18 protein-coding genes are annotated in these 18,962 nt (G+C 69.2%); 7 read left to right on the forward strand and 11 right to left on the reverse strand.

The features are described from left to right. Positions 1 to 61 precede the first annotated feature (61 nt). On the forward strand, positions 62 to 781 hold the full coding sequence (locus tag EQ874_RS14530; protein WP_129977196.1) for a 2OG-Fe(II) oxygenase: 720 nt from the start codon (positions 62 to 64) through the stop codon (positions 779 to 781). A gap of 129 nt (positions 782 to 910) precedes the next feature. Here EQ874_RS14530 and EQ874_RS14535 read toward each other — a convergent pair whose 3' ends face one another. Beyond that, positions 911 to 1,741 carry an SDR family oxidoreductase gene (locus EQ874_RS14535; RefSeq protein ID WP_064063100.1) on the reverse strand — a complete coding sequence of 277 codons (831 nt, stop codon included), beginning with the start codon at positions 1,739 to 1,741 and terminating at the stop codon, positions 911 to 913. Positions 1,742 to 1,846: 105 nt separating this feature from the next. On the opposite strand from EQ874_RS14535, the gene EQ874_RS14540 reads away from it, so the two are divergent. The 3 genes from EQ874_RS14540 (at position 1,847) to EQ874_RS14550 (ending at position 3,909) form a co-directional block, all read left to right on the forward strand. Further along, positions 1,847 to 2,509, forward strand: a complete 663-nt coding sequence (locus EQ874_RS14540) for an alpha-ketoglutarate-dependent dioxygenase AlkB (RefSeq protein WP_064063099.1) — start codon at positions 1,847 to 1,849, stop codon at positions 2,507 to 2,509. Between the two features lie 147 nt (positions 2,510 to 2,656). Continuing rightward, positions 2,657 to 3,391, forward strand: coding sequence for a cutinase family protein (locus EQ874_RS14545; RefSeq protein WP_016934488.1), 735 nt, complete (start codon positions 2,657 to 2,659; stop codon positions 3,389 to 3,391). A gap of 38 nt (positions 3,392 to 3,429) precedes the next feature. Continuing rightward, complete coding sequence (locus EQ874_RS14550; RefSeq protein ID WP_129977197.1) at positions 3,430 to 3,909, forward strand: MarR family transcriptional regulator; 480 nt, start codon at positions 3,430 to 3,432, stop codon at positions 3,907 to 3,909. Between the two features lie 113 nt (positions 3,910 to 4,022). Here EQ874_RS14550 and EQ874_RS14555 read toward each other — a convergent pair whose 3' ends face one another. The 5 genes from EQ874_RS14555 to EQ874_RS14575 all read right to left on the reverse strand — a co-directional run bounded on the left by EQ874_RS14555 (position 4,023) and on the right by EQ874_RS14575 (position 8,849). Continuing rightward, on the reverse strand, positions 4,023 to 5,624 hold the full coding sequence (locus EQ874_RS14555) for a lactate permease LctP family transporter (protein WP_129977198.1): 1,602 nt from the start codon (positions 5,622 to 5,624) through the stop codon (positions 4,023 to 4,025). 4 nt (positions 5,625 to 5,628) lie between these two features. Next, a complete protein-coding gene (locus EQ874_RS14560) occupies positions 5,629 to 6,057 on the reverse strand; it encodes an HIT family protein (RefSeq protein WP_129977199.1) in 429 nt (142 codons plus the stop codon). After that, positions 6,054 to 6,686, reverse strand: a complete 633-nt coding sequence (locus EQ874_RS14565; protein WP_172506080.1) for a TetR/AcrR family transcriptional regulator — start codon at positions 6,684 to 6,686, stop codon at positions 6,054 to 6,056. The genes EQ874_RS14560 and EQ874_RS14565 overlap by 4 nt, the downstream gene beginning before the upstream one ends. A gap of 82 nt (positions 6,687 to 6,768) precedes the next feature. Then, positions 6,769 to 8,190: an adenylosuccinate lyase gene (gene purB / locus EQ874_RS14570; protein ID WP_016933407.1), complete on the reverse strand. Its 1,422-nt coding sequence runs from the start codon at positions 8,188 to 8,190 to the stop codon at positions 6,769 to 6,771. Positions 8,191 to 8,234: 44 nt separating this feature from the next. Beyond that, entirely contained in the window at positions 8,235 to 8,849 is a 615-nt protein-coding gene (locus EQ874_RS14575; RefSeq protein ID WP_016933406.1) for a TetR family transcriptional regulator, read from the reverse strand. A gap of 142 nt (positions 8,850 to 8,991) precedes the next feature. On the opposite strand from EQ874_RS14575, the gene EQ874_RS14580 reads away from it, so the two are divergent. Further along, positions 8,992 to 10,644: a GMC oxidoreductase gene (locus tag EQ874_RS14580; RefSeq protein ID WP_129977200.1), complete on the forward strand. Its 1,653-nt coding sequence runs from the start codon at positions 8,992 to 8,994 to the stop codon at positions 10,642 to 10,644. Between the two features lie 27 nt (positions 10,645 to 10,671). Here the strand turns inward: EQ874_RS14580 and EQ874_RS14585 are convergent, their stop codons facing one another. The 4 genes from EQ874_RS14585 to EQ874_RS14600 all read right to left on the reverse strand — a co-directional run bounded on the left by EQ874_RS14585 (position 10,672) and on the right by EQ874_RS14600 (position 15,673). Next, entirely contained in the window at positions 10,672 to 11,847 is a 1,176-nt protein-coding gene (locus EQ874_RS14585; protein WP_064063106.1) for a pyridoxal phosphate-dependent aminotransferase, read from the reverse strand. Between the two features lie 31 nt (positions 11,848 to 11,878). Then, complete coding sequence (locus EQ874_RS14590; protein WP_129977201.1) at positions 11,879 to 13,597, reverse strand: CocE/NonD family hydrolase; 1,719 nt, start codon at positions 13,595 to 13,597, stop codon at positions 11,879 to 11,881. 146 nt (positions 13,598 to 13,743) lie between these two features. Next, positions 13,744 to 14,997: a phosphoribosylamine--glycine ligase gene (gene purD / locus EQ874_RS14595; protein WP_064063090.1), complete on the reverse strand. Its 1,254-nt coding sequence runs from the start codon at positions 14,995 to 14,997 to the stop codon at positions 13,744 to 13,746. A gap of 10 nt (positions 14,998 to 15,007) precedes the next feature. Beyond that, positions 15,008 to 15,673: a nucleoside/nucleotide kinase family protein gene (locus tag EQ874_RS14600; protein WP_064063105.1), complete on the reverse strand. Its 666-nt coding sequence runs from the start codon at positions 15,671 to 15,673 to the stop codon at positions 15,008 to 15,010. A gap of 139 nt (positions 15,674 to 15,812) precedes the next feature. Between EQ874_RS14600 and EQ874_RS14605 the strand changes: the two genes are divergently transcribed. Both EQ874_RS14605 and EQ874_RS14610 read left to right on the forward strand, forming a co-directional pair. After that, positions 15,813 to 16,238: an HIT family protein gene (locus EQ874_RS14605; RefSeq protein WP_064063089.1), complete on the forward strand. Its 426-nt coding sequence runs from the start codon at positions 15,813 to 15,815 to the stop codon at positions 16,236 to 16,238. 58 nt (positions 16,239 to 16,296) lie between these two features. Further along, positions 16,297 to 17,760, forward strand: coding sequence for an MDR family MFS transporter (locus EQ874_RS14610; protein WP_129977202.1), 1,464 nt, complete (start codon positions 16,297 to 16,299; stop codon positions 17,758 to 17,760). A gap of 21 nt (positions 17,761 to 17,781) precedes the next feature. Here EQ874_RS14610 and EQ874_RS14615 read toward each other — a convergent pair whose 3' ends face one another. Then, on the reverse strand, positions 17,782 to 18,930 hold the full coding sequence (locus EQ874_RS14615; RefSeq protein ID WP_242496767.1) for an alpha/beta hydrolase: 1,149 nt from the start codon (positions 18,928 to 18,930) through the stop codon (positions 17,782 to 17,784). Positions 18,931 to 18,962: the final 32 nt, after the last annotated feature.

An 18,962-nucleotide genomic window follows, 5' to 3' on the forward strand; every position in this document is an offset into this window, starting at 1 on the left:
GACGACGTCTTCTCTACGAGTATGTCCGTGCCCGTGCGCCCGCGCCGATCGAGGAGAGCCCGTGGAGACCATGGACAGCCTGCAGTCTCGTGTCGACGCGTTCGCGTGGCCGGAACTGGCGCAAGAGCTCGACGAGAACGGCTGCGTCCTCACCGGGCCGCTGCTGAGCGACGACGAATGCGCCGAACTCGCCGCCCTGTGGGACGACGACGCCCGCTTCCGCACCACGGTCGACATGAGCCGCTACCGATACGGGCACGGCACCTACAAGTACTTCGGCCCACCCGTCCCCGACACCATCGCATGCCTGCGTTCGGCGTTCTACCGTCGGCTGCTCGGCGTCGCGCGCTCGTGGGCCGAACGCCTCGGCGATCCCGCACCCTGGCCCGACGACTTCGACGACTGGCTCGGCATGTGCCACGCGGCCGGCCAGACCGACCCCACCCCACTGATGCTGCGCTACACCGCCGGCGACTGGAACGCTCTGCATCGCGATCTCTACGGCGACCTCGTGTTCCCACTGCAGGTCGTGATCGGGCTCGACCGAGCGGGCATCGATTACACCGGCGGCGAATTCCTGCTGGTCGAACAACGGCCCCGCGCGCAGTCGCGAGGCACCGTCACCGTGCTCGAGCAAGGCCACGCCCTGATCTTCACCACCCGCGACCGGCCGATCCGCTCTGCGCGCGGATGGTCGCGGGCGCCGGTCCGGCACGGCGTGAGCACTGTCCGCTCGGGCCTGCGTCGCACACTCGGCCTGGTGTTGCACGACGCGGCCTGAGCATCCTCGGTGCTGCCCGACGCGACCTACCCCGTCAACGTTCGAAGAACCGCGGCGGATCGTCCACGGGCATCGTGGCGATCTGCTCCTCGGTCACGCCCCGGCACCGTCCGCGGCGGGGCACCGATTTCACGAATCGGTGGGAGCCGACTCTTCGAGCGCTTGCCGGTAACGGCGCATGCCGCGCAGCCACCGGTCGTAGTCGGTGCCCTTGTTCCGGTACATCTCGAGGACCTCCGGGTGCGGGAGGATCAGGAAGTGCTCCTCCTCCATCGCGGCGAACACCGTCTCCGCGACGTCCGCGGGTTCGAGAACCGCACCGGCAGTCGTGACGGCCCGGGTGGCGAGTTCGCCGAGTGCGTGCCCGGATGCGTCCCCCGAATACAACAGGGGCGTGTTCACCCCCATCGGGCACAGACAGCTCACCCGTACGCCTTTGTCGCCGTAGGTCACCGACAGCCATTCGGCGAATCCGACGGCCGCGTGCTTGGTGACCGAGTAGGTGGCCGAGCCGATCTGCGTGAGCAGGCCGGCCGCCGAGGCCGTGCTGACGAAATAGCCTTCGCCGCGTTCGACCCATCGGGGGACCAGGAGCCGCGCCGCCCGGATGTGCGCGCGCAGGTTGACGTCGAAGGACTGCTCCCACACCGAGTCCTCGATCTCCAGACCGGGCACACCGGTGACACCCGCGTTCGCGAAGTACAGGTCCACGGGACCGAACTCCGATTCGGCCCGCTCGACGAGCCCGCGGATGTGTTCCTCGTCGGAGACGTCCGCCGCCACCGCGACCGCGCTGCCCGGCGTCACCTCCTCGAGCTTCGCGACGACGCGCTGCGCGGCATGTTCGTCGAGGTCGGCGACCACCACTCTCGCGCCCCGCCCGACGAGTCCGGCAGCAATGGCGCCGCCGATTCCGCCGCCCCCTCCGGTCACGACGGCCACTTTTCCTTCGACCTTCACCGGCTGCTACCTCCCCGTCGAGTCGCAGTGCCGCTCCGTGCGGCACAGTTGGTACGGAACCTGTCTACACGTACCGCCCACACGCACGGAGGTCGAACACCCGGGATGGACGAATTGTTCTCCGTCTCCCGGCCGCGGCGCGAGATTGCGCCGGGCGCCGTCCACGTGCCCGACTGGCTCGACCCGGACGAACAGCGCGAACTCGTCGAGTCGTGTCGTGAGTGGGCGCGCCCGCCGGCGCCGATGCGGCACACGCTGCTACCGGGCGGCGGACGGATGTCGGTGAGCACGGTGTGCCTCGGATGGCACTGGTCGCCGTACCGCTACACCCGCACCGCGGTCGACGTCGACGACGCTGCCGTACCGCCGCTTCCCGACCGACTCGTCGAACTCGGACGGCGTGCCGTTGCCGATGCCTACGACGATCCGGCGGCCGGGAACGAGTACGAACCCGATACCGCCCTGATCAATTTCTACGACCGCGACGCCCGGATGGGCATGCATCAGGACAAGGACGAACGGGTCAGCGCGCCGATCGTGTCGCTCAGTTTCGGGGACGCGTGCCTGTTCCGGTTCGGAACCAGCGAGTCGCGCGGCCGGCCGTACACCGATGTGCGTCTCGAATCGGGCGACCTGTTCGTGTTCGGAGGGCCATCGCGGTTCGCCTATCACGGGGTGCCCGTCGTGTACCCCGACACCGGAAGCGCCCGCTGCGGACTCGCCACCGGACGCCTCAACATCACCCTGCGGAGCACGGGACTCGAGTGACGGTGCATCCATAATTCCGAACGGTCGGTCTGTGACTTTGTAACCGACTACACTCGACGTAGCGAGTTTCCGGCGAGAAAAGCGTCGAATCGGACAATTCTCTCGTTCGGCAACCATCGGTGTCGGGGTCGATCACAGGAGACTGTCATGTCCCGCTTCGGTTGTTCACGTCGCCTCCCGGCGATCGTCGCCGGACTCGCACTCGGAGTGGCAGGCCCTGCCGTCGCTGCCGCCACTGCCGGTGCAGAGACCTTCCGCCCGTGCCCCGAACGGTTCGTCCTCGCGGTCGACGGAACCCGCAACATCGATTCTCCCGATTCGATCGATCCCGATTCACCCCTCGCGAAGATCTCGGCGCGCTATGCGGCACCCGGCACCGTGATCGAGCACATCCGCTATCCCGCCGTCGTGGTGCCGGTGCCCGAATCCGGTTCGAGCGAGGGCTCCGGACGTCTCGCCTACGACGAATCCAAGAGGATCGGCCATCAGCGACTGCGCGAGACGATCACCGTCCGGCACGGCTCGTGCCCCGACAGTGAACTCGTCGTCCTCGGCTACTCGCAGGGCGCCTCGATCGCCGGCGACGTCCTCGCCGAGATCGCGTCCGACGACTCGGTGCCGCCGGATCGCATCAGCGGTGTGCTGTATTCGGATCCGCGTGACACCCGAGGTGTGGAGACCCTGTTTCCCGGTGAGGTCGCACCGGGTATCACGCTCGGCGGCGGCCGCGACGATTTCGGCACGATCGCCGTCGAACGGGTCTGCATCGAGGGCGACGCGGTCTGCGACGGCGTGACCCCGGAGGAGAGCGAGGGATGGTTGCTCGAGAACGTCACCGGCTACCTGAAGCTGCACACCACCTACCCCGACTATCAACCGTGAGGAGCGGGGTGGGCGAACCGGTTGGGTATCGTCGATTCATGAGCGTCGAGTCCCCGGCCACCCATCTTCCTGCTTCCGGCGATGATCCTCTCGCGCTGGAGCGGCAGGTGTGTTTCGCGCTCGCCGTGGCGAACCGCGCCGTGCTCGCGGTCTACCGGCCGATCCTCGACAGGCTCGGCCTGACCCACCCGCAGTATCTGGTGATGCTCGCCCTGTGGGAGGACTCGCCGGCGACGAGCAAGCAGGTCGGGCAGTTGCTCCAGCTCGACTCCCCCACCCTCTCGCCGCTGCTCAAGCGGCTCGAGTCGCTGGGTCTGATCACCCGTCGGCGCAGCGTGACCGACGAACGGCAACTCGTCCTCGAGCTCACCGAGGCCGGACGAGCCCTGCGCGCCGAGGCCGAGTCGGTACCGGGACAGGTCGTCGACGCCCTCGGTGTCGGAGTCGACGAACTCCAGGACCTGCACGCCACGCTCGTCCGCGTCAACGCGGCGGCGCTGAAGGCCGGATCGCTCTGACGGAACCCGGACGGCCGTGATCGCGAAGCCGTGGCAGCTGTAGTCGGCGCGCGCGGCGGATCCCCCGGCTTCCCCACCCGCTTCGGGTTCTCGAGAAGCGGTCCCGGCAAGGGTCAGGGCACCATCCAGCCCAGCACCGAGGTGGACTGCAGCCACACGAGGACGGCGAGCACCACGACCCCGGCGATGCTCAGCGGCCAGATCCGGCGCAGGAGGAGCCCGTCCTTGCCGGACAGTCCCTTCACCGACGACACGAGGGCGAGGTTCTGCAACGCGATCGGGGTACCGGTGGTGCCGCCGGCCATGTTCCCCGCGACCAGCACGGTCGGGTCGAGACCCGATTGTTGGGCCGCGGCGACCTGCAGGCTGCCGAACATCGCGTTCGAGGCGGTGTTCGATCCGGTGACCACCACACCGAGCCAGCCGAGGACCGGCGACAACAGCGCGAAAGCCGCTCCGGCGCCGGCGAGGAATCCACCGATCGTGGCGGTCTGCCCGGACAGGTTCATCACGTACGCCAGGGCGAGAACCGCCGTGACCGTCGCGAACGACCACCGCAACTGCACGACCGCGGCGACGAAACAGCGCGCCGCATCCGGCACCGCGACCTTCAGCACCGGCATCGACAGCAGCGCGGCGACGAAGACGAGACTGCCCGGAGCGGTGAGCAGATCGATGGTGAAGGTCTCCGCGGTGGGAACGTCCCCGTCGGCGGTGGTCACGTCCACACCGGGCCACGGGAACGACAGGCTCGCGTTCGACAGCAGCGACGCGACCGGCCCGAACCGGCTGACGAGGAAGACGATCACGATCAACGCGTAGGGCGCGAAGGCCTCGACGACGCGGCGGCGCGAATCGTGGATCCGTTCGGGCGCGGCCCGGCGGGCCCGACGCTGGGTGGGCTGCACCTTCACCGCGACCAGCAGCACGAGCAGACCCGCCGCGGCAGCCGCGATGTTGCTCAGCCCCACCGTGAGGTAGCTCGCGCATACGAACTGGGCGGCGGCGAAGGCGAGTCCGACGGCGAGCGCGACCGGCCACGTCTCCCGGACGCCGCGCCATCCGCCGATCACCGCGACCAGCACGAGCGGGACGAAGACCGCGAGCAGGCAGACCTGCCGCGCGACGACCGGGCCGATCTCGTCGATGGGGATCTCCGAGACGCGCGACATCGTCAGGATCGGGGTGCCCATGACGCCGAGCGGTGTGACGACCGAGTTGGCGAGCAGGGCCGCAGCGGCCGCACGCACCGGCGGCAGTCCGGCACCGATGAGCACGACGGTCGCGACGACGATGGGCGTGCCGAAGCCGGCGACCGCCTCGAGCAGCGCACCGAACAGGAAGGCGATGACGATCGTGAGGATGCGCGGATCCGGGGAGATCCGCCCGAATGCGCGGGTGAGGACGTCGAAGTGCCCGGATTCGACGGTGAGCCGGTACACCCAGACGGCGTTGACCACCGTCCACATGATCGGGAAGAGCCCGAAGACGGCGCCTTCGATCCCGGCGCTGACCGCCGACCCGATCGGCATGCCGTAGACGGCGGTGCCCACCACGAGCGCAACCACCACTGCGATTCCCGCCGCGGAATGCGACCGCAATCGGAAGACGGCGAGCAGGACGAGCATGGTGAGCAGCGGGAGCACGGCGACCAGCGCGGACCATGCGAGGGAACCGCCGACCGGTGCGATCGGCTGGATGTATGCGTCTGTCACCGGATCACGACCGGTGCGACTCCACCGCGGTGCGGATCGTGGCGGCGGTGCCGTCGAGCACGGTCCGGTTCGGTGTCTGCCAGTGGGCGCGGATCCCGAAGCCGTCACCGGCCGTGCGCGGCACGAGGTGCAGGTGCACGTGGAAGATCTCTTGGCCGGCGGCCACACCGTCGGCGAGGAACATGTTCACGCCCTCGATGGGCAGTTCGGACGCGCGCATCGCCGTGGCGATCCGTTGTCCGGCGGCGAACACCTTCGCTCCGTCCTCCGGATCGAGCTGTGCCAGTCCGGACGCGTGCCGTTTCGGAATCACGAGAAGGTGTCCCGGGGTGAACGGACGGATGTCCATGAACGCGAGCACGTCGGGTTCGTCGAGTACGACACTGGCCGGCGACTGCCCGGCCACGATGGCGCAGAAGATGCAGTCCGTCACCGGGGCGTGGACTCCTCCGCGTGCGCCGGGCCCCGGGCCGCTTCGAGGAGACGCAGCAGTTCGCCCTCCACCGCGGGCCGGTCGCGCACCGGATCGTCGCTGTGCGCGAGGCACAGCATCGCTTCCTCGACGGCCGCGATGAGCAGGTGGGCGAGTACCGACGTCCGCGTGGACGACATCTCGTAGACGTCGGGGTCGACGGTGACGAGCGTGCGCTCGATCGACTTCAGGGACGAATGCCGATGCGTCTCCCGCACTTCGGTCCAGCCGAGGACGGCGGGAGCTTCGATCAGCAACAACCGGCGCGTCGCCTGGTCGTAGACCGCGTCGAGCGACGCGAGCACGGCCGAGGTGAAGCCTTCCCAGGCGTCCTCGATCGGCTCGGCGGGAGCCAGGGAGCCTTCTGTTTCCTTCTGGATACGCTCGATGACACCGCGGAACAGATCCCGCTTGTCGGCGAAGTGGTGGTACAGCGCACCGCGCGTCACCCCCGCCACCGAGACGATCTCCTCCGTGGCCGCCGCTGCGTACCCGTCGCGCAGGAACACTTCGAGCGCTGCGTCGAGCAGTGCGGTGCGTGTCCGCGCTGCATCACGCACCCGACCCGTATTTCCCTGTTTCACCGACATTTCGTTCTCCCCTGCTGATACCGCCACCCCCATCGGACACTCCCCCCGGTAGTCGGTCTCTTGTTCTTCCCGAACCCGCTTCCTACAGAATCGGTGCCGGCGTGTACTTCGCCGCTTCCGGATACTGCGCGACGAGATCCTGCACCGCCGCGACGACCGCGTCGACCTGTGCCACCGCGGCTCCGGCGAAGACCTCCCGGTCGGCCAGTGCCGCATCGAGCGCGGCGCGATCGAGCGGGAGCCGGTCGTCGGCCGCGAGACGGTCGAGCAGATCGGGTTCGCGGCCCTGCTCGCGCATCGCGAGCGCAACGGACACGGCGTGTTCCTTGATGGCCTCGTGAGCGGTCTCGCGACCCACCCCGGCCCGCACGGCGGCCATGAGCACCTTGGTGGTCGCCAGGAACGGCAGGTACCGCACGAGTTCCTTCTCGATCACCGCCGGGTAGGCGCCGAACTCGGCGAGGACCGTCAGGAAGGTCTCCATCTGTCCGTCGATCGCGAAGAAGGCGTCGGGAAGGGCGACCCGCCGGACGACGGAGCAGAAGACGTCGCCCTCGTTCCACTGCGCACCGGCGAGTTCGGCGGCCATGGAGGCGTATCCGCGCAGGACGACCTGCAGACCGTCGACGCGCTCGCACGAACGGGTGTTCATCTTGTGCGGCATCGCGGACGAACCCACCTGGCCGGGCTGGAATCCTTCGGTGACGAGTTCGTGACCGGCCATGAGCCGGATGGTGTGGGCGAACGACGCGGGGCCGGCACCGACCTGCACGAGCGCGGAGAGCACGTCGTGGTCGAGCGAGCGCGGGTAGACCTGGCCTACGCTGGTGACGACGTTCGCGAAGCCGAGATGCTGCGCGACCTTCTGCTCGAGCTGCGCGAGCTTCGCGGCATCGCCGCCGAGCAGGTCGAGCATGTCCTGGGCGGTGCCCATGGGGCCCTTGATCCCCCGCAGGGGGTACCGGGCGATCAGCTCCCGGACACGCTGCAGAGCGATGAGCAGCTCGTCGGCCGCGGAGGCGAAACGCTTGCCGAGGGTGGTGGCCTGCGCCGCGACGTTGTGCGAGCGACCTGCCATGACCAGCGAGGCGTACTCGGTCGCGCGCTCGGCGAGCCGCGCGGCCACGGCGACACCGTGGGAGTGGACGTGTTCGAGCGACCTCAGGATCTGCAGTTGTTCGACGTTCTCCGTGAGGTCGCGGCTGGTCATGCCCTTGTGGACGTGCTCGTGCCCGGCGAGCGCGTTGAACTCCTCGATGCGAGCCTTGACGTCGTGGCGGGTGACACGCTCCCGCGCCGCGATGGAGTCGAGATCGACCTGCTCGACGACGCGTTCGTAATCGGCGATCGCCTCGGCCGGAACGTCGATCCCGAGTTCGGCCTGCGCCCGCAGCACCGCGAGCCACAGCTGCCTCTCGAGCACGATCTTGTACTCGGGCGACCACAGATCCCTGAGTTCGGGACTGGCGTAGCGAGTGGCGAGGACGTTGGGGATGTGGCTCACAGAAGTGAGTTTACGGTCCGGTCCTGCCCAGGTATTCCCCGACCTCACTCCTCGGCCGGGGGCGCGACGGTCTCCACGACGTCGAGCAGGATGCCGCGCGCGAGCGAGCGCGGGTCGGGATCGAACTCACCCAGCCCGCCGAGGACCGCACCGTCCACCACCGCCACGAGCCGGCGCACCTCCCTCGGCCGCACCGATCGGCAGCAGCGTTCGAGCAGGTCGGTGAGCAGGTCGTCGATCTGTTCGCGCATCCGTACCTGCACGTCGTGCAGTTCCGGATAGCGGGCCGTGGCGACGCACCGTTCGTATCGCGAGATCAGGCGTTCGCGGTCGATTCCGCCGTCGTCCTCCCGGGGCCCTATCAGCAGGTCGACGATGAGATCGGCCGTGCCTTCGAGGCTGCGCGGAAGCTGCTGGATATCGCGGACCCGCGCCCGCATCGCATCCAGTTCCCGTTCGCTGTTGTAGTCCACCGCGCACGCGACGAGATCGTCGAGCGATGCGAAATAGTAGGTCGTCGACGCGAGTGGAAGACCCGCGCGGGTGGCGACGGCGCGGTGGCGTACGGCGTCGATACCGCCCTCGAGAATGAGGTCGGCTGCTGCTTCGACCAGCGCCTGACGGCGCCGTTCGCCCTTCGGGGTTGCAGCAATCGACACACTCTCATGGTGACAGCTCGGGGGTCTCACCAGGGGAAAACGGAATTCGAGACCAACCGGTACCATTACGCCCGCCCGCGCGTGTCGAGTCTCGGCGGGTGCTTCCCGTGCACAGGTCATCGAACGATCGGAGCCGTACCGGATGAGACGTCGACGCTTTCTGCAGGCATCCGTTCTCGGGGCTGCGCTGGCCGGTACCGGTGCCGTCGGCTCCGGCCTGTCCGCCATCTCCGGCCTCGGGCTCCCCCGGGCGAACGCATTGCCCGTCGGGCTCGAGGAGTACCGCCGTCTCGTGCCCGAACTGTTCGTGCCGCCGCCCACCCCGCCGGAGCACTCCGAGGTCGTCGTGGTGGGTTCCGGTTTCGGCGCGAGTGTCGCCGCCCTGCGCCTGGCCGAGGCCGGGAACCGGGTCACGATGCTCGAGCGCGGTATGCGCTGGCCCCGCGACCCGCACCGGGAGATCTTCACGACCGACCTGCTCGCCGACGGTCGCGGCTACCACCACCGCACCCGGTTCACCGGTCCGACCGGCATCCCGGTGGTGTGCGACGACTTCGCCGGCGTCCTCGACGTGGTCGACTACCCGAACATGTCGGTGTGGCGCGGTGCCGCGGTGGGCGGCGGATCGATCGTCTTCACCGGCGTGATGATCGCCCCCGAACGGCACTTCTTCGAGCACGTCTTCGGCGACCGCCTCTCCTACGACGAGATGACGTCCACCTGGTACCCGAAGGTGCGCTCGATGCTGCGCCTCGATCCGATGCCCGACGACATCTACAACGCCGGGGAGTTCACGCATTCGCGGCGCTGGGACGACGACGCACGCGCCGCCGGCTACAGTCCGCACCGCATCGACGGGATCTGGGACTGGGACGTCGTGCGTGCCGAACTCGCCGGTTCGGTGCGCCGGTCGGCCGTCGCGGGCGAGAGCAATCTCGGCAATTCGAACGGCGCGAAGTTCGATCTCACCCGGAACTACATCCCGGCAGCCGAGGCGACCGGTCGCACGCTGGTGTGCCACGGCCACCGGGTGCTCGCCGTCGGCCAGGACGGCAACGGCCGTTACCGGCTCGACGTGCAGGCCGTCGACCCGACGGGTGCGGTGCTGCGCACCACCACGATCACGTGCGATCGCCTCGTCCTCGGGGCCGGATCGGTCGGCACCACCGAACTGCTCGTCAAGGCCCGGCACACCGGTTCGTTGCCGAACCTCGACGAGCGCGTCGGGCGGGGCTGGGGCACCAACGGCGACGCCGTGCTCGTGCGGTCGTTCGCTCTCACCGACGGTTTCGGCGGCGACCAGGGAGCGCCGTCGGCGTCGCGGATCGTCGACGAGTCGGGCCTGCCCCTGAGCCTCGAGAACTGGTTCGTCGCGGGCACCGCGAAAGACGTCGGGATGCTCGCCTCGCTCGGCATGACCCTCGATCCGACTCGCGCCGACTTCACCTACGACGCGGGCGCCGACCGTGCCGTCCTGAACTGGCCGGCGGGCGGTGAGCGCGAGAGCGTCGACGCACTGCGGGCCGTGCACAACGCGATGGCACAGGCCGGCGGCACGATTCCGGGCGCATCACCGATGGCCGAGGACGTCAATGCGACGTTCACCGCGCACCCGCTCGGTGGTGCGGTGCTCGGCGACGCGACCGACGGTTACGGCCGCGTCCACGGCCATCCCGGTCTCTACGTCGTCGACGGCGCACTGATCCCGGGCAGCACCGGCACCGCCAACCCCTCGCTGACCATCGCCGCGCTGGCCGAACGGAACATCGCGCGGATCATCGCCGACGGGCGGTGACCCGCCCTCGGCGGCCGGGGCCGGTGATCACGAGACGGGCAGCCACCCCGCCAGCCGGTCGAGCGCCGCGGTGACGTCGGCGGTCGATCCCGCGAACGACAGTCGCACGGTGCCGTCGCCGCGCACGGTGTCGAAGTCGACACCCGGTGCGAGCGCGAGACCGGTGTCGTGGAGCAGTCGCGCGCACCACGCCGTCGAGTTCTCGCCGTCGAGCAGATGCCCGATGTCGGCGTAGACGTAGAAGGCGCCGTCGGCCGGTGCGAGTTTCGTGATGCCGAGATCCGGCAGTCCTTCGAGCAGCAGTTCCCGGTTCACGGCGTACCGGGAGACGTGCCCGTCGAGTTCGGTGCGGGCCTCGGTCCCGAACGCCTCGATCGCCGCGAACTGGGAGATCGACGGCGGGCACACCGTCATGTTCGACGCGAGTCGCTGCAGCGCCGGCCGCATCCTCTCCGGCGCGAGCATCCAGCCGAGTCGCCAGCCGGTCATCGAGAAGTACTTCGACACCGAGCCGATCACCACGGATTCGCGGGAGGTCGCCCAGGCGGTGGAGGTCGCGGGTGAGCCGGGAGTACCGAATTCGATGCCGTGGTAGATCTCGTCGGAGACGAGGAGGCTGCCGTGCTCGTCGCACCAGCGCGCGAGCGCCGCGAGCTCGTCCGGTTCGATCATCGTGCCGGTGGGGTTCGCGGGACTGGCGACGACGACACCCGCGGGCGGAGTGTCGAGTTCCTCGAGCATCGCGACGGTCGGCTGGTAGCGGGTCTGCGGGCCGCAGTCGAGTTCGACGACGCGGCAGCCGAGCGCGGCGAGGGTGTTGCGGTAGGCCGGGTAACCGGGCCGGGCGACGACGACGGTGTCGCCGACGTCGAAAGCCGCGAGGAACACCAGGGTGAAGGCACCGGAGGAGCCGGTGGTGACGACGACGTCGTCCGGATCGACGTCGATGCCGTACTTGTGGCGGTGGTACGCCGCGATCTCCTCGCGCAACGGCAGGATGCCGAAGGTTTCCGTGTAGCCCAGCAGTTCCGCGTCGATCGCGAGGTTCGCGGCGCGGAGCACGGGGGCGGGTGCGGGGGTCGACGGTTGTCCGGCGGCGAGACTCAGGACGTCGCCGTGGGAGCGCTGCCGCTCGGCGGCCGCCTTCCACACATCCATGACGTGGAACGTCTCGATAGCAGAGCGTTGGGATTCGGGGCGCACGTCGACGACGGTAGTACGCGCGCGTCGTTCCTCAGAGCCGGACGCGCTGAAGCCGGGCGAGGGCACCCCACGCGATCGGATAGTCCGGACGATCGACGACCTGCGCAGGCGCGGCCTCCGCGCCGGTGGCCGTCTCCTCGGGTTCCGGCGCCGGCTGCGGCACGACCGGCAACAGCAGATGCGAGTCGAACTGTCCGCCCGCATGCACGATGTGGAAGCCCTTGTTGATCGTGCGGTCGTGGCCGACGCGCGGATTCTCGTCGAGATCGTGGCCGGCGATGACGAGAACGAGGCTGGAACCGGCCTCGAAGAAGGTGCTGTGCGGCATGATCTCGATGTCGACCGGCACGATCTGGTCCGGCAGCAGCGGCCAGTACTTCTTCTGGTCGTGGACGGGGCGGTAGGCGGTGGAGGCTTCCGGGTCCAGTGCCCGGCGGGAGACCCGCATCCAGCCGTGGGCGACGAATCCCTTCTCGTATCCGCCGTGGCCTTCGAACCACACGTCGCGGCCGTATTCGTCGCGCTTGGCCAGGCCGACGAACAGGTCCATGTCGTCGGCATCCTTCGCCTGCACCCACAGACGCAGCGCTGCGTGCCCGGTGATCTCGGTGTCCTCGGCGAAGGTGTGGGTGAAGACGAGTTCGTCGCCCGCGACGGGGAAGGTGCGCCGGAACTGGCGGCTCTCGCACGGCGTGGTGCTCAGAGCGGCGTTCGCGTGGTCGAGGTGGAGTGAGACGTAGCGGGTGCCGGGCACGGGCCATTCGGACTCGAGGCGTTCGGAATAGGTCCGGAGGTCGTGGCGGGTCTCGAGGCGCACGCGCGGGGTGTCGGCGAAGCCGTTGTCCTCGTCCTTGAGGTAGTGGTCGAAGAAACGTCGCTGGTAGTCGAGCGCTTCGTTGCCGTAGAAGGTCTGCCACATCTTCCGCCCGTGGGTGTAGAGCCACTTGTGCTCCGACCCGATGCGGCGGTAACCCTCGACCGCTCCGCGGGCGCGGGGGCCCTGATCCGACCAGGAGACTCCCACCAGCGCGGGCACGGTGACGTCCTCGAGCCGGGGAGGCGGGGCGACGTGACGGAAGAAGTCGGGGAACCGGCGCAACAGCCACGGGGTGAACCGCCGGAGGGACACGGCGCCGCAGCGCACCCCGGTGTTCATCGCGCTGTACCAGAACTCGCTGTAACGGGTCTCGGGGATGCCACCCTGGGTGAGGATGTCGCGGCAGGGATCGCTCACGCCCTCCCAGGGGGCGATGGCCGCGAGGTAGGGCGGGTTCAGTGCCGCGGTGTACCACTGCAGGGTCGCGAGATAGTCGGCGCCGGCGAGACCGACCCGGCCGTTGCTCCACTCCTGGCTGCCGGCCCATTCCACGACGGCCGCGCAGTCGAGCGCGGCCCGGCCGAGCAGCATGCGCGGCCGGCCGCCGCTGGCGTGGTGGCCGCGCATGTCGGCGACGACGAGGACGTAGCCGCGAGGAACCCAGTAGGCGGGATCGGGTGCCTCGAAGGAGGTGCAGTCGCTGAGTTCGAGGTCGCCGATGTGGTTGCCGGATTCGGCGAGCTCGTCGAAGTCGACGGGATACCGGTCGACGCCGGCGTTCTTGCCGTAGGGGGTGACTGCCACCAGTACGGGGCACCGGTCCTGTTCACCGGCACTCGCGGGGCGGTAGATGTCGGCTCGCAGGACGGTGCCGTCCGCAGTGCGGACGGGCACGTCGCGCTCGACGACGACATCGTCCGGCAGCTCGTTCACGACGACGTTGTGGTGCCGTAGCGGTGTCGGGTCCGGCGTCGGCGTTCGTCCTCGAAAAACCATGCTGTCACCCCTGCTGGCATCAAGATGCACCGAGTGTGCAACATACAACCGGTAGGTGCAAGGTGGAGAACGAGGATGAAAGGCTAGACCGAGATCCGGCCCTCGACGGCCGCCATACCGATGTCGCGGCGGAAGTGACCGCCCGGCAGCTTCACGGTGGCGAGCCGATCATAAGCGGCTTCGCGCGCGGCCGCGAGATCGGCGCCCACGCCGATCACGTTGAGCACGCGCCCACCGGCGGAGACCAGCGCACCGTCGTCGCGACGCCTGGTGCCGGCATGCAGCACCGTCTCGCCCTCGGCACCGGTGATCACGTCGCCGGTACGCGGGGTGGACGGGTAGTGCTCGGCGGCGAGCACCACGGTCACCGCGGCGCCGCCCTTCCAGCGAAGCGGCGGGCGATCGGCGAGGGTACCGGTGGCCACCGCGTTCAGGACCTCACCCAGCGGCGACTCGAGCAGCGCGAGCACGGCCTGGGTCTCGGGATCGCCGAAGCGGCAGTTGAACTCGACCACGGCCGGACCTTCGGCGCCCATCGCCAGACCCGCGTAGAGCAGTCCGGAGAAGCCGCATCCGCGCCGCACCATCTCGGCCGCGACCGGTTCGACGACCTCGGAGACGATCTGCTCGACGCTGCCCTCGGGCAGCCACGGCAACGGGGTGTAGGCACCCATTCCGCCGGTATTGGGGCCGGTGTCGCCCTCCCCCACGCGCTTGTGATCCTGCGCCGGGAGCAACGGCACGACCGTCTCACCGTCGACCAGGCAGAACAACGAGACCTCGGGACCGTCGAGGAAGGACTCCAGCAGAACGGGGTGCCCGTTCTCGAGGATCTCGACAGCATGATCGCGGGCGGCATCGCGGTCGGTGGTGACGACGACACCCTTGCCTGCGGCGAGACCGTCGTCCTTGACCACCCAGGTCGGTCCGAAGCGGTCGAGTGCCTCGTCGATGGTCGCGGGGCTGTCGACGACCTCACTGTGGGCGGTGCGCACGCCGGCGGCGGCCATGACGTCCTTCGCGAACGCCTTCGACCCCTCGATGCGGGCGGCGGCGGCGGACGGACCGAAGCAGGGGATACCCGCGGCGCGGACGGCGTCGGCCACACCGAGGACGAGCGGAACCTCGGGGCCGATCACCACGAGGTCGGCCTTCTGCTCGGTCGCGAGGGCGACGACACTGTCGGCGGAGGCGGCGTCGACCGGGAACAGCTCGGCGACGTTCGCGATACCGGGATTGCCGGGCGCCGCCAGCACGGCGGTCACGCCGGGGTCGCGGGACAGAGCGAGAGCCAGAGCATGTTCACGGGCACCGGAGCCGATAACGAGTACGCGCACGCAGGACAGACTACGGGACCGGTCTCCACACGAGATCGGCGCGGGAGCGGGTGCGCTGGACGGCTTCCGCATTCGGCAGATCGACCGTGCGCACCCATTCGCGCGCCCCGTCGTCGTCCCGTCCGTGGTGGCGGTGCCTCCGGACGAGACGTCGCGTGAGCGTGCGGCGGGGCGCGTCGATATAGATGACGAGGTCGAGCAGCGGGTGGATGTGTTCCCATCCCCCGGTCTCGAACATCAGGTAGTTGCCCTCGGTGACGATCACCCGCGCATCGGATGGGACGGCGTGCACCGCCGCGATCGGTTCGTCGAGGGCCCGGGAGAAGTCGGGAGCATAGATCGTCTCGTCGCGGCACTGCCGCACCCGGCTCAGCATGTCGCGGAAACCCGCGACGTCGAAGGTGTCGGGTGCTCCCTTCCGGTCGCGCGCACCGAAAGTGTCGAGCTGGCGGTTGGACAGGTGGTAGCCGTCCATCGGCACCTGACCGGTGGACACCCCCGCGCACCGCAGCGCGTAGACGAGCAGGGCCGCAGCACGGCTCTTCCCGGCACCCGGTGGCCCGCACAACCCGACGACCGTGCGCCGGTCCACGGGAAGTCCCACGAGGACGTGCGTGACGAGTTCGTCCACGAGTACGCGCAGCGGCGCCTCCCGGACGTTCTCCTCTCCTCCCATGCGCCCGACGATACGACCGCTCACCGCACAGGAGCCGTCGCGACCTCCCGACACGCCCACATCGCTGCCCTCCTCACCGTCGCGGCAGCCGATGTCACGGAACACCTCCGGTGGACACCGTGTCCTTTATCCTCCGGGTATGGCTTCCGTGTTCAGCAAGATCATCGCCGGTGAACTGCCGGGCCGCTTCGTCTGGCAGGACGACGACGTCGTCTCGTTCCTGACCATCAACCCCTTCACCGAAGGGCACGTGCTGGTGGTGCCGCGGCAGGAGGTCGACCACTGGCAGAACGTGGACGACGACCTGTGGGCGAAGGTGAACGACGTCGCCCGCATCCTGGGTCGCGCCGTCACCGCCGCCTTCGACGCGCCGCGCGCCGGTCTGATGATCGCGGGTCTGGAAGTCCCCCACCTGCATCTGCACGTCTTCCCCGCCTACTCCCTCGGCGACTTCGACTTCGCGACGGCCGACAAGGATCCGTCGCCCGAATCGCTCGACCGCGCGCAGCAGAAGATCAAGGACGCCCTCCGCGAACAGGGTCACGGCGAGCACGTCCCGGACTGATCTCCCGTTCACGGGATGCCGGTGGAACAATTCCGACCGGTATCCCGTTGAGGTCCTCGTGTCCTCTACTCCACCGAGTCCTCCCGCACCGCGAGCCGGTCTGCTGATCGCCGTCCTCGTCGGGGCCGCGTTCGTGGTCATCCTCAACGAGACGATCATGAGCGTCGCGCTGCCGAAACTGATGGTCGAGTTCGACGTCGGCGCGGCCACCGCCCAATGGCTCACCACGGCGTTCATGCTGACCATGGCCGTCGTCATTCCCATCACGGGTTATCTGCTCACCCGCTTGTCGCTGCGCACGGTCTTCGCGATCGCGATGGGCAGCTTCCTGATCGGCACCCTGATCGCCGCGATCGCGCCGATCTTCCCGGTCCTCGTGCTGGGCCGTGTCGTCCAGGCCGTGGGCACCGCGGTGATGCTTCCGTTGCTGTTCACGACGGTACTCAATCTGGTACCCGCCGAGCGTCGCGGGCGCACGATGGGCGTGATCTCGATCGTCATCGCCGTCGCACCTGCGATCGGCCCGACCATCGGTGGCGTCGTGCTCGACCAGCTGAGCTGGCGGTGGATGTTCTTGCTGGTGCTGCCGATCGCGGTCGTCGCGACGACGCTCGGCCTGAGCTGGATCCGCAACGTCACCGAACCGGTTCCGGTGCCGCTCGACGCCCCGTCGGTGGCGCTGTCCGCCCTCGGTTTCAGCGGTCTGGTCTTCGGTCTGAGCAGTCTCGGTGAGGCCGCCGAGGGCGATCCGCTGCTGCCGCCGTGGTTGCCACTGGTCGTCGGACTCGCCTCGCTCGCGCTCTTCGTTCTGCGTCAGCTCCGCCTCGGCGACGACGCCCTGCTCGACCTGCGCGCGTTCCGCACGCCGGCGTTCTCGCTCGCGGTGGCGCTCGTGTCGGTGAGCATGATGTCGCTGTTCGGCACGCTCATCCTGCTGCCGATCTACCTGCAGAACGTGCTGGGACAGTCGACGCTGGCCACCGGCCTGATGTTGCTGCCCGGCGGCCTGGCGATGGGTCTGCTCGGCTACATCGTCGGACGGTTGTTCGACCGGTTCGGTCCGCGGCCGCTGGTCGCACCGGGCGCGCTGATCGCCTGCGTCGCGATGTGGGGCATGACGACCTTCGACGCGGCCACCGCGACCGGCACGGTCATCGCCTGGCACGTGCTGCTCAACATCGGTCTCGCGCTGATGTTCTCGCCGCTGCTGACCTCGGCGCTCGGGGCGCTGCCGCGGCGGCTGTACTCCCACGGCAGTGCGATCGTGAGCACGATGCAGCAGGTCGCCGGCGCAGCCGGCACGGCGCTGTTCATCACGGTGCTGACCCGCACGACGGTCGCGGGCGCCGAGAGCGCCGACGATCCCGCAGGCGCGCTCGCGGACGGTGTCCACGGAGCGTTCACATGGGGCGCGGTGATCGCCGTGATCGCCGTCGTCGGATCGCTGTTCGTCCGGCGGGCCGCGGAGCCCGGGCCGGACGAGGTGGAGACGTCGGCCCCCGAGGTCGCCGGAACGCATTGACAGGCCGGGCGACGCAACGCCTCACACGCCGGTCGTCCCGACTTCCTGTTCGACGGGAAGCGTGGCGGCCGGCGCGTTGCTGTTCGTGGGGGATTCGCGCAGGAAGACGTCCAGTTCGATCCATGAGGTGTCGCGTGCGGCGCTGCCGGTGAGCATGCCGAGGTGCGTTCCCGGGACGCGGACGAACCGCACCTGCGTGCCGCTGAGCAGTCTCGTGACGGGCTCCACGGCCGGGATCGGGGCGAGCACGTCGTCCTCGCCGCCGAGCGCGAGCACCGGCACCGCGACGTCGGCGAGGTCGACGACCCGGTCGCCGAGCCGCAGACGCCCGGTGGCGAGCTCGTTGTCGATGGTCACGCTCGTCGCGAGCTGGCGGAACACCCGTCCGGCGTAGCCGTGGATCTCGTCCTGGAACCGGTCGACGCGTTCCATCCGCGCGAGCGTCTCGGCATCGGTGAGATGTGTCGCCACGAACCACGGGCGGTGGATCTCGCGTTCGATCGCGGTGAGGCGGTAGGCCGTGCGCACGAGGGGTGCGGGTACCCCGCCGAAGACCGCGTCGAGCAGACCGAGTGCGGGTTCGGCGACGAACCGGCCGAGGAGCCGAGGCAGCGCCATCACCGGGATCGCGGAGTAGTCGAGCGGACTGCCGAAGGCCGTGAGCGACCGTATCGGCAGGCCGGGATGTGCCGCCGCGGTGAGCATCGCCAGCGTGCCCCCGATACTCCACGCCACCACGTCCACCTCGCGGTTCCCGCACAGTTCGGACGTGCGGGCGATCGCTTCGGGGATCACGTCGTCGATCCAGAATTCGAGCCCGAGGTCGCGGTCGTCGGGGGTCATCTCGCCGTACTCGACGAGGAAGACGCTGTGTCCGAGAGCGAGCAGGTGCTCGACGAGGCTCTGCCCCGGCATCAGGTCGAAGCAGGTGGGCGACGCGGCGAGCGGGGTCACGAGCAGTACGGGAGGACCGGCGTTCTCCGGTACGAAACGTCGCAGTGTCCGGTGGTGGCCCTTCCCGACGATCACCGAGGGAGTGCGGTGGGGAGGCGCGATGCCGTCGGCGGCGAACAGCGACCACGCGTTCCGCGCGGCCTTCCCGACCACGTCCGCGATCCCCATATGTGGTTGCTCCCCGAGTCGTCGCATCCGTTCGTTGTGCGTGCTCACGATAGTCGTGGGACGTCGAGGCCCGCTCACCG

Origin of the sequence: Rhodococcus sp. Q1 (assembly GCF_004153645.1) — a bacterium.
GTDB lineage: Bacteria > Actinomycetota > Actinomycetes > Mycobacteriales > Mycobacteriaceae > Rhodococcus > Rhodococcus gordoniae.